Origin of the sequence: Vibrio sp. 10N.222.49.C9 (assembly GCF_041474985.1) — a bacterium.
Lineage (GTDB): Bacteria > Pseudomonadota > Gammaproteobacteria > Enterobacterales > Vibrionaceae > Vibrio > Vibrio crassostreae_C.
Window position 1 is genome coordinate 1 of sequence record NZ_JBFRVD010000518.1, and the last position, 267, is coordinate 267.

1 pseudogene is annotated in these 267 nt (G+C 44.6%); it reads left to right on the forward strand.

Features of this window, described 5'->3' with window-relative positions:
* Positions 1-19: 19 nt before the first annotated feature.
* Positions 20-267: pseudogene (locus AB4585_RS24265) on the forward strand (hypothetical protein); the annotation flags it as partial.

The window sequence follows — 267 nt, forward strand, 5'->3', positions numbered from 1 at the left end:
TTATAAAGCCGACTCCGCAATGGATTTTGAACAGCCTTCCTCTTTTGTCGTTAACGCCTATGTATCAACCAACCTATCCGTAGGGGTGACGTTTGATAACATTACCTTCCTCAATAACGGAAACAACCGCTTCGAGATTGATGCAGAAATTCATGACGAGCCCGTTGTGTATTATGGACGAGGCTATGACTCTACCAGCGTTGATGATAACAAGGTGCTGTATACGGAAACCTTAGTGACACTAACCCCACGTTGGTATCACCGTAT